General features: G+C 67.8%; 10 protein-coding genes. All 10 read left to right on the top strand.

The genetic code is table 11. From position 1 onward, the window contains the following. Position 1: 1 nt before the first annotated feature. The 10 genes from AC6RIC_RS19035 to AC6RIC_RS18990 all read left to right on the top strand — a co-directional run bounded on the left by AC6RIC_RS19035 (position 2) and on the right by AC6RIC_RS18990 (position 10,170). Entirely contained in the window at positions 2-325 is a 324-nt protein-coding gene (locus tag AC6RIC_RS19035; protein ID WP_454657660.1) for a PepSY domain-containing protein, read from the top strand. Positions 326-363: 38 nt separating this feature from the next. Next, complete coding sequence (locus tag AC6RIC_RS19030; protein ID WP_499733499.1) at positions 364-1,032, top strand: response regulator transcription factor; 669 nt, start codon at positions 364-366, stop codon at positions 1,030-1,032. Positions 1,033-1,041: 9 nt separating this feature from the next. Continuing rightward, positions 1,042-2,424 carry an ATP-binding protein gene (locus AC6RIC_RS19025; protein ID WP_499733498.1) on the top strand — a complete coding sequence of 461 codons (1,383 nt, stop codon included), beginning with the start codon at positions 1,042-1,044 and terminating at the stop codon, positions 2,422-2,424. Positions 2,425-2,491: 67 nt separating this feature from the next. After that, positions 2,492-3,595 (top strand): c-type cytochrome biogenesis protein CcmI, encoded by a 1,104-nt coding sequence (ccmI, locus tag AC6RIC_RS19020; protein WP_499733497.1) that lies wholly within the window; start codon positions 2,492-2,494, stop codon positions 3,593-3,595. Further along, a complete protein-coding gene (ccmE, locus tag AC6RIC_RS19015) occupies positions 3,592-4,107 on the top strand; it encodes a cytochrome c maturation protein CcmE (protein ID WP_499733496.1) in 516 nt (171 codons plus the stop codon). Before ccmI ends, ccmE begins: the two co-directional genes overlap by 4 nt. 7 nt (positions 4,108-4,114) lie before the next feature. After that, complete coding sequence (locus AC6RIC_RS19010; RefSeq protein ID WP_499733495.1) at positions 4,115-6,091, top strand: heme lyase CcmF/NrfE family subunit; 1,977 nt, start codon at positions 4,115-4,117, stop codon at positions 6,089-6,091. 4 nt (positions 6,092-6,095) lie between these two features. Next, entirely contained in the window at positions 6,096-6,566 is a 471-nt protein-coding gene (locus tag AC6RIC_RS19005; RefSeq protein WP_499733494.1) for a cytochrome c-type biogenesis protein, read from the top strand. A gap of 114 nt (positions 6,567-6,680) precedes the next feature. Continuing rightward, positions 6,681-7,853, top strand: coding sequence for a Do family serine endopeptidase (locus AC6RIC_RS19000; protein ID WP_499733493.1), 1,173 nt, complete (start codon positions 6,681-6,683; stop codon positions 7,851-7,853). Positions 7,854-7,976: 123 nt separating this feature from the next. Then, complete coding sequence (locus AC6RIC_RS18995; protein ID WP_499733492.1) at positions 7,977-8,657, top strand: winged helix-turn-helix domain-containing protein; 681 nt, start codon at positions 7,977-7,979, stop codon at positions 8,655-8,657. Between the two features lie 55 nt (positions 8,658-8,712). Beyond that, positions 8,713-10,170: a sensor histidine kinase gene (locus AC6RIC_RS18990; protein ID WP_499736627.1), complete on the top strand. Its 1,458-nt coding sequence runs from the start codon at positions 8,713-8,715 to the stop codon at positions 10,168-10,170. Positions 10,171-10,177: the final 7 nt, after the last annotated feature.

Here is a 10,177-nt window from a genome sequence, read left to right as displayed (position 1 = left end):
CATGTCGATGATGCCGGTCGAACCGATCCTTGCCTTTGCGCTTATCGCCTCCTCGCCGATGCCGGTGATCCGCGTCGACGACGCGACGCCGATCTCATGCCTGTCCTCCGAGGAGACGCGAGATGCCGTCGCCGAGGGGCGCGTGATGCAGCCGGCCGAGGCCTCGCGCCATGCCCGCCATGCCGCTCCGGGCGAGGTCGTCCGCATCAGGCTCTGTCGCCAGGGCGAGGAATTCGTCTATGTGGTGACGACGCTGAAGCGTGACGGTCGCGTCGCGAGGGTGACGCTGGAAGGACAATCCGGCAAGATCGCCACCATCCGCTGACAGCCGTTGCGGCTACCCCTAACTGGAGCGACCCTACCGTGAGATTGCTCGTCGTCGAGGACGACAAGGACCTCAACCGCCAGATCGTGACCGCGCTCGAGAATGCCGGCTATGCCGTCGACAAGGCTTTCGACGGCGAGGAGGGTCTCTATCTCGGCGAGACCGAGCCCTACGACGCGGTGATTCTCGATCTCGGCCTGCCGAAGGTCGATGGCGTCGCCGTGCTGCAGGGCTGGCGCCGCGCCGGCAAGACCATGCCGGTGCTGATCCTGACCGCGCGCGACCGCTGGAGCGACAAGGTCTCGGGCTTCGATGCCGGCGCGGACGACTATGTCGTCAAGCCCTTCCATATCGAGGAATTGCTGGCGCGCGTCCGGGCGCTGCTGCGCCGCGCCGCCGGCCACGCCACCTCGGAACTGGTCTGCGGCCCCGTCCGGCTTGACACCCGCGCGAGCCGCGTCGTCGTCGACGGCAATCCGGTCAAGCTGACCTCGCATGAATACCGGCTGCTTTCCTACCTGATGCACCATCAGGGGCGGGTGGTGTCGCGCACCGAACTGGTCGAGCATCTCTACGATCAGGATTTCGACCGCGATTCCAATACGATCGAGGTCTTCGTCGGCCGTCTGCGCAAGAAGCTCGGCGTCGATGTCATCGAGACCGTCCGGGGGCTCGGCTATATCGCCGCCGCTCCGGAAAAGGTCTGATCGCGGGCGATGCCGCTCAAATCCCATCGCTATTCGCTGGGAACGCGGCTGTTCTTCTCGGCGGCCGTCTGCTGCGTGCTGATCCTGGTGCTGGCCGGCGTCGGCCTGACCACCTTTTATCGCCGCTCGGCCGAGCGCGGCTTCGACGAGCGGCTCTCGGTCTATATCAAGCAGCTGGTCGCCGACCTCGCCGCGCCGCCCGAGACCGAGCGCCAGACGATCGGCGATCTCGGCGAGCCGCGCTTCGACCTGCCGCTGACCGGCTGGTACTGGCAGATCACCAGGCTCGACGGCGAGCGGCCGAATGTCCGCGCCTCGCGCTCGCTGGTCGGCGGGCAACTGCCCAAACTGCTCGACCAATCGATCGCGCCGAACAGTCGTGGCCTGCGCGAAAGCTATGTTTCCGGTCCGGACGACCGCCGCCTGCGCATCCTGGAGCGCGAGATCGATGTCGGCGAGGACGGGCGCTTCACTGTCGCCGTCGCAGCGCCGGCTGATGAAATCGAGGGCGATATCCAGGATTTCCGCTTCGCGCTGGCGATGACCTTCCTGCTGCTCGGCATCGCCCTGGTCGCTTCCACGCTTGTGCAGGTCCGTTTCGGCCTGCGCCCGCTGGTGCGCCTGCGCTCCGCTGTCGGCGCCGTGCGAACGGGCGAAAATCCGCGGATCGTCGGGCAGTATCCGCCCGATCTCGCGCCGCTCGCGAGCGAGCTCAACCAGCTCATCGATGCCAATCACGAGATTCTCGATCGCGCCCGCACCCAGGTCGGCAACCTCGCGCACGCACTGAAGACACCGCTCAGCGTGATGATGAACGAGGCCGGCACGAGCGGCGGCGACGGCCAGTTGCCCCAGACCGTCCGTGCGCAGGCCGCGATCATGCGCGACCAAGTGCAATATTATCTCGACCGGGCCCGGGCGGCGGCGCTTTCGGGCGCGCTCGGCGGCGTGACCGAGATCGCGCCCTCGCTCGATGCCTTGCTGCGCACCTTCACCAAGATCTCGCAGGGCAAGGGCATCTCCGGTTCGCATGCGATTCCGCCCAACCTGCGCTTCCGCGGCGAGAAGCAGGATCTGGAGGAAATGCTCGGCAATCTCCTTGATAACGCCTTCAAATGGGCGGGGTCGACCGTCGAGGTTTCCCTTGCCAGCGAAAAGGCTGCCGATACCGAGCGGATCGCGCTGCTGATCGACGATGACGGCCCCGGTCTGCCGGAGGGCGCTATGGCCGAAGTCCTGAAACGGGGGCGCCGGCTCGACGAGACCACGCCGGGCTCTGGCCTCGGCCTCTCCATCGTCGTCGACCTCGCCAAGCTTTATGGCGGCGGCCTGACTCTGCAACGCTCGCCGCTGGGCGGCTTGAGGGCGCGGCTGGAACTGCCTTCGGTTTAGAAGAATTCTTTGCCGCGTGACCCTTTGTCACCATGAACCCGAGCGGATGATTGGCTAAGAACGCGGCATGATGATCTGGGCCATCTTTGCAGCGATGACGGGAGCAGCGATCTTCGCCTTGCTCTGGCCGCTCGGCCATGGCCGGGTGCAGGGCTTTGCCGATGTTTCGGATGCCCGCAGCCTGTACCGCTCCCAGCTCAAGGAGATCGACCGCGATCTCGCGCGCAAGCTGATCGGCGAAGAGGAGGCGCAGGCCGCCCGCACCGAAGCTGCGCGCCGGCTCTTGCGCGCTGCTGGCGATGAAACCGGGCCTGCTGGCGAGACCGAGCCTTCGCTGCGCCGCCGTCGAGCGAGTTCCGCCCTGATGCTTTCGGTCGTGCCGCTGCTCGCCCTGCTGATCTACGGTCTCTACGGCTCTCCCGGCCAACCCGATCAGCCGCTGGCGGCGCGATTGGAGAAGGCCGGGCCGCAGCAGGATTTCGCCCTCGTGCTCGCGCGCATGGAAGCCCATCTCTCCGCCAATCCGGGGGATGCGAAGGGCTGGTCGCTGCTCGCGCCGATCTATCTGCGCCAGGGTCGCTACGAGGAGGCTGCGAAAGCCTTCGCCGCCGCGGTCCGATCCGGCAAGCCCGATGCCGATCTCTTCGCCGGGCTGGGCGAGGCCCGCATCATGGAAGCCGGCGGCGTCGTGACCGCCGCGGCGCGCGAAGCGCTGGGCGAGGCCGTCAAGCTCGATCCGAAAAGCCCGCGGGCGCGCTATTATCTCGCTCTGGCCAAGGAGCAGGATGGTGACGGCGAGGGCGCACAGGCCGCGCTCTCTCAGCTCCTCGCCGAAGCGCCCGCCGATGCCGACTGGACCGGAGCCGTCCGCGCCCGGTTGGAGCGGATGCAGGCCGATGCCGGCCGCCAGGCGGTCGCAGCCCTTCCCGAAGCCGAGCGCCAGCAGGCGATCAAGGCGATGGTCGACGGGCTTGCCGAGCGGCTGAGCACTGGGGGCGGCAGCGTGTCCGAGTGGAGCCGCCTGATCCGCGCCCGCGCCGTCCTTGGGGACAAGCCCGCGGCGCTCCAAGCCGTCAAGACCGCGCGCGAGCGGCTGGCCGAGGACAAGACCGCGCTTGCGGCCATCGACGCTCTCGCCGATGAATTGGCCTTGAAGGAGGCCGCGCCATGACGATCGCACAGCCGACGCAGCCGCTTCCGGCGAAACGCCGCTTCACCCGCAAGCAGCGCAGGCTGACGCTGATCGCGGCGGCCGGCACCGTGCTGTTCCTCGCAGCCGGCCTCGTCCTCTTCGCGATGCGCGATACGATCGTCTTCTTCTACGGTCCGACCGAGATCGCCGAGAAGGGCGTGCAGCCCGGTACCCGCATGCGCCTGGGCGGGCTGGTCGAGACCGGCTCGGTCCAGCGTGGCACTGGCCGGCGCATCTCCTTCGGCGTCACCGACGGCAAGACCTCGATCAAGGTCGGCTATGACGGCCTGCTGCCCGATCTCTTCCGGGAAGGGCAGGGCGTCGTCACCGAGGGTGTCTTCGAGGGCGCCGGGCGCTTCAAGGCGGATTCGGTGCTGGCGAAGCATGACGAGACCTATATGCCGCGCGAGGTCGCCGACGCGCTGAAGAAGCAGGGGCATTGGCAGGCAGGCGGTACCAGCACGCCGGCTGCCGCCCCGGCAAAGCCGTGAGCCGAGCATGATCGTCGAAATCGGCCATTACGCGCTGGCGCTCGCGCTCGGTGTTTCCGTCATCCAGGCGGTCGTGCCGTTCTGGGGCGTGCTCCGGCAGGATCGCACGCTGGCCTCTGTCGGCAGCAGCGCGGCGCTGGTCTCGTTCGCGCTGGTCGCCCTGTCCTTCGCTGCTCTGGTGACATCCTATGTCCGCTCCGATTTCTCGGTCGGCAATGTCGTCGCCAATTCCCACTCGGCCCAGCCGCTGATCTACAAATTCACCTCCGTCTGGGGCAACCATGAAGGCTCGATGCTGCTCTGGGTGCTGATCCTGACGCTGTTCGGGGCGCTGGTCGCACTCTCGCGCCGCTCGCTGCCGCCGCGCCTGCGGGCCGGGACGCTCGCCGCACAGGGGCTGGTTGCGGTGGCCTTCCTCGCCTTCACCCTGCTGACCTCGAACCCGTTCCAGCGGCTGTCGCCGGTGCCGGCCGAGGGGCAGGATCTCAACCCGATTCTGCAGGACCTCGGCCTCGCGATCCATCCGCCGCTGCTCTATGTCGGCTATGTCGGCTTCTCGATCACCTATGCCTTCGCGGTCGCCGCACTGATCGACGGGCGCATCGATGCGATGTGGGCGCGCGCGGTTCGCCCCTGGACGCTCCTGGCCTGGACTTTCCTGACGCTCGGCATCGCGATGGGCTCCTACTGGGCCTATTACGAGCTCGGCTGGGGCGGCTGGTGGTTCTGGGACCCGGTCGAGAACGCCTCCTTCATGCCCTGGCTTGCCGGAACGGCCCTGATCCACTCGACCGTGGTGATGGAGAAGCGCGACGCGCTGAAGGTCTGGACGATCCTGCTCGCGATCCTGACCTTCTCGCTCTCGCTGCTCGGCACCTTCATCGTCCGCTCGGGCGTGCTGACCTCGGTCCATTCCTTCGCCACCGATCCGGCGCGCGGCCTCTTCATTCTCCTCATCCTGATCTTCTTCGTCGGCGGCTCGTTGGCGCTCTTCGCCTGGCGGGCGCCGCTGCTGCGGCAGGGCGGTCTGTTCGCGCCGGTCTCCCGGGAGAGCGCGCTCGTCGTCAACAACGTCTTCCTGGCGACAGCCTGCGCCACCGTCTTCGTCGGCACGCTCTATCCGCTGCTGCTGGAGATGGTGACCGGCGACAAGATCTCGGTCGGCCCGCCCTTCTACAACGCGACCTTCGTGCCGGTGATGGTTCCGCTGCTGCTGCTCCTGCCGATCGGCCAGTCGCTGGCCTGGAAGCGTGGCGACCTGCTCGGCGCGGCACAGCGCAATGCCTTTGCCTTCGGCATCGCGGTGCTGGCGGCGCTCGCGCTGCTCTTCTTCACCCGCGGCGGGCCGGTTCTGGCGCCGCTCGGTATCGGCTTGGGCGTCTTCCTCGTCCTTGCTGCCGGCTTCGATCTCGGCGAGCGCATCGTCGCGCGTGCCAGCGGTTGGCGCGCGATGCTGTCGCGGGCCCGCGGCCTGCCGCGCTCTGCCTGGGGCACGGCTTTCGCTCATGCCGGCATCGGCCTGAGCATCATCGGCATCGCCGCGCAGGCCTGGAGCACCGAGGCGATCACGGTCCTGAAGCCCGGCGAGCGCCTGACCAGTGGCCGCTACACCATCGTGCTGGAAGCCATCTCACCGCGGACCGGCCCGAATTTCCGGGCCGAGGTCGCCCGCTTCCAGGTTTTCTCGGGCGATCGCGAACTGATGCCGGTCGAAGCATCCAAGCGCGTCTACACGGCCCGCTCGATGCCGACGACCGAGGCCGGAATCCGGACCGACGGCCTGAGCCAGGCCTATGTCAGCCTTGGCGAGGCGCAGGATGGTGGCGTCGCGGTTCGCCTCTATGACAAGCCGTTGATCCTGCTGATCTGGATCGGCTCGCTCGTCATGGCGCTCGGCGGCGGGCTTTCACTGACCGACCGACGCTTCCGGCTCGCGGCGCCGAAACGCGCCGCGCCGGCGGCTGCCGTGCAGCCGGCGGAGTAGGCCGATGCGGCGGATCGTCCTCATCCTCGGCCTGATGCTGCTGGTGGCGCCCGGTGCCCGCGCCGTGCAGCCCGACGAGGTCCTGCCCAATCAGGCGCTGGAACAGCGAGCGCGCAACATCTCCGGCGGCCTGCGTTGCCTCGTCTGCCAGAATCAATCGATCGACGATTCCGACGCGCCGCTCGCCCGCGACCTGCGCATTCTGGTCAGAGAGCGGCTGGTCGCCGGCGACGACGACAAGGCCGTGGTCGATTTCGTTGTCGCGCGCTACGGCGATTTCGTCCTGCTACGCCCGCCGTTCAATGCGCGGACGCTGCTGCTCTGGGGCGCGCCGTTCCTCATCCTGTTCGCCGGTGTGGCCTTCGTCTGGCGGCGCGGGCGGCAACGGATGGGCGAGGAGACTGTCGCGTCGGTGCCGCTGACAGATGAGGAGCGCAGGCGCGTCGATAGGCTGTTGCGGGACGAGCAGGGCTGAACCGCGCAACCTTACGAAACCGTCATCTTCAGGCCAAAGCCGCGTAAGGCGGCGGGCGTCATGGTCTTCCTCATGAGCAGGGACAGAACCCTGTCACTCCATGAGGTTCCCGCCATGACGACACAGACCGAAAATCGCAAGTCCATCCTGAAGCGCGGCGCCCTTCTCGCCGGCACCGCCATTCTCGGCATTGGCCTCGCCGCCGGCATCGCCGACAGCGCGCTGATGCAGAACCACAATGCCATCGCGCAGCCGATCCAGCTTTCCGGCGCGCAGACGGCGCTCCCCTCCTTCGCCGACCTCGTCGAGAAGGTGAAGCCGGCCGTCGTCTCCGTCCGCGTGAAGGCGCAGGTCGCCTCCGCCGGTGACGAGCAGAGCCTTGACGACATTCCTCCGCAGCTGCGCCGCTTCTTCCGGGAGCGCGGCGAGGGCGCCATGCCGAACCGGCCGCAGCCGCGCCAGAGCATGTCCCAGGGCTCCGGCTTCTTCGTCAGCCAGGACGGCTATGTCGTGACCAACAACCACGTCGTCGAGAACGCGGTCGAGGTCCAGTTGGTCACCGATTCCGGCAAGACGCTGGAAGCCAAGGTGGTCGGCACCGATCCGCGCACCGATCTCGCCCTGCTCAAGGTCAAGGACAGCGGCAACTATCCTTACGTCCAGCTCGCCGACGCCAAGGCGCGGATCGGCGACTGGGTGCTGGCGATCGGCAATCCCTTCGGCTTGGGCGGCACGGTCACGGCCGGCATCGTCTCGGCGCAGGGCCGCGATATCGGGTCGGGACCCTATGACGACTTCATCCAGATCGATGCACCGATCAACCGCGGCAATTCGGGCGGCCCGACCTTCAACCAGGCCGGCGAGGTCGTCGGCGTCAACACTGCGATCTACTCGCCTTCCGGCGGCAATGTCGGCATCGCCTTCGCGATCCCGGCCTCCACCGTCAAGCAGGTGGTCGAATCGCTGAAGAAGGACGGCACGGTGGCGCGCGGCTTCATCGGCGTGCAGATCCAGCCGGTCACGACCGAGATGGCCGACGCCATTGGCCTGAAGGATGCCAAGGGCGCGCTTGTCGCCGAGGCGCAGGGCAACGGCCCCGCAGCCAAGGCCGGCATCCGCCGCGGCGACACCATCACCGCCGTCAACGGCGAGGCGATCAAGGATGCCCGCGAGCTGTCGCGCAAGATCGCGACCTTCGCGCCGGGCACCAAGACGACGATCACCGTCTTCCGCGAAGGCAAGTCGCGTGACGTGACCTTCGAGGTCGGCCGCCAGCCGGCAGCCTGAATGTAGTCGGCAGGTCCCTCGGTTCCCTGTCGCCCCAGCCCAGGGACTTTGCCCTCGCGGCGGCAGGCCGGATGCGTATCATCCAGCCTGCCGTTCTCGCGTTTGATAAGCTAGAGTTGGTTCATGCGACTCCTGATCGTCGAAGATGACGCCGAGGCTGCGGCCTATCTGACCAAGGCATTCCGCGAGGTCGGCCATGTCGCCGACCATGCCGCGGACGGGCTGGAGGGCTATGCCATGGCCGAGGGGGGCGGGTATGACGTGCTGGTCGTCGACCGCATGCTGCCGCGCCTCGACGGGCTCTCGCTGATCCGTTCGCTGCGCGAACAGAAGGACGACACGCCTGCGCTGATCCTCTCGGCGCTCGCCCAGGTCGACGACCGGGTGAAGGGCCTGCGTGCCGGCGGCGACGACTACCTGCCCAAGCCCTACGCCTTCTCGGAGCTGCTCGCTCGCGTCGAGGTGCTCGCCCGCCGCCGGGGCGCCCCCGCCTCAGAACCCACGACCTATCGCGTCGGTGAACTGGTGCTCGACCGGCTCGCCCATCGCGTCACTCGCGCCGGGCAGGAGATCGTCCTGCAGCCGCGCGAGTTCCGCCTGCTCGAATATCTCATGAAGCATGCCGGGCAGGTCGTGACCCGCACGATGCTGCTGGAGAACGTCTGGGACTATCATTTCGATCCCCAGACCAATGTCATCGACGTGCATGTCAGCCGCCTGCGCGCCAAGGTCGACAAGGGCTTCGAGCAGCCGATGATCCACACCATCCGCGGCGCGGGATACATGGTCCGTGACTCCCGCTGACGAAAGGGTTTTCTCAAGCCAAACGGGCTCCGGGCCGAAGAAGCGCCAGAAGTTCCTGCCGACGCTGTTCCGCACGACCGCCTTCAAGCTGACGGCGGCCTATCTCGTCATCTTCGCGCTCTTCGCCGCCTTCGTGCTGGGTTACGTCGCCTGGAACGCCAAGCGCCTGCTCGACGACCAGATCCGCTCGACCATCGATGCCGAGATCCAGGGCCTGGCCGAGCAGCAGCGCCAGGGCGGCATCCGCCGTATCGTCAACATCGTCGATCGTCGTTCGCGGGCGCCCGGTGCCTCGCTCTATCTCGTCACCACGCCGGTCGGCGAGCGCATCGCCGGCAATGTCGAGGCGATCCCGCCCGGCACGCTCGACCGCACCGGCGAGAGCGAGATCGAATATGCCCGCTCCAGCGAGACAGTCGACCGGCCGAGCCATGCGCTCGTGCGCGTCTACTTCCTGCCGGCCGGGTTCCGCCTGCTCGTCGGCCGCGACCTCGAGGAGCGCGAGCGTCTCGGCACCGTCATCCGCCGCGCTGCCGGCTGGTCGCTGGCGCTGGTCTTCGTCCTCGGCTGCTTCGCGAGCTGGTTCGTGGCGCGGCGCGTGCTGAAGCGCATCGACGGCATGACCGAGACCGCGCACGGCATCATGGCGGGCGACCTGAAAGGCCGGCTCGCCATCACCGGCACCGGCGACGAGCTCGACCGGCTCGCGCTCAACCTCAATGCCATGCTCGATCGCATCGGCGAGCTGATGGCCGGGATGCAGCAGGTCACCGACAACATCGCCCACGACCTCAAGACGCCGCTGACCCGCCTGCGCAACCGCGCCGAGGAGGCTCTGCGCACGGCACAGTCGCCGGACGAATTGCGGGCTGCGCTCGATGGTGCGATCGAGGAGGCGGACAACCTGATCCGCGTCTTCAATGCTCTTCTGATGATCGCCCGCCTGGAGGCCGGCCGCGCCAGCGAGAACATGGGTGAGCTCGACCTGTCCGAGATCGTCTCCGGCCTCGCCGAGCTCTACGAGCCGCTGGCCGAAGAGGCGGAGTTGACGCTGACCTGCGAGGTCGCGCCCGGTCTCAAAGTCCAGGGCAACCGCGAGCTGATCGGCCAGGCCCTGAATAACCTCATCGACAACGCTCTGAAATACGGCGCCCCGGAGCAGGGTGGCGACGGCACAGTGGCGGTCTCGGCCCGGCAGATCGGCGATCAGGTCGAGCTTTCTGTGGCCGATCACGGCCCCGGCATCCCGGAGGTCGATCGCGGCCGTGTCCTCGATCGCTTCGTCCGGCTTGATGCCAGCCGCAGCAAGCCGGGCTTCGGCCTCGGCCTGTCGCTGGTGGCCGGCGTGGTGCGCCTGCACGGCGGTCAGCTCCGGCTGGAGGACAATGCGCCGGGCCTGCGCGTGGTCATCCTGCTGCCGGCCGGCAGCCCGAAGCCTGTGGACACGCCGGCCCTGACGGAGCCTGTCGCCTCGACAGCGGCGCCAAACCCTGCTGGCCTGCCGTCTCTTTGAGGCAGGA

The sequence above is a fragment of the Allobosea sp. TBD101 genome (assembly GCF_059817965.1).
The sequence above is the reverse complement of the archived record's forward strand: the minus strand, read 5'-3'. Positions and strand labels throughout refer to the sequence as shown.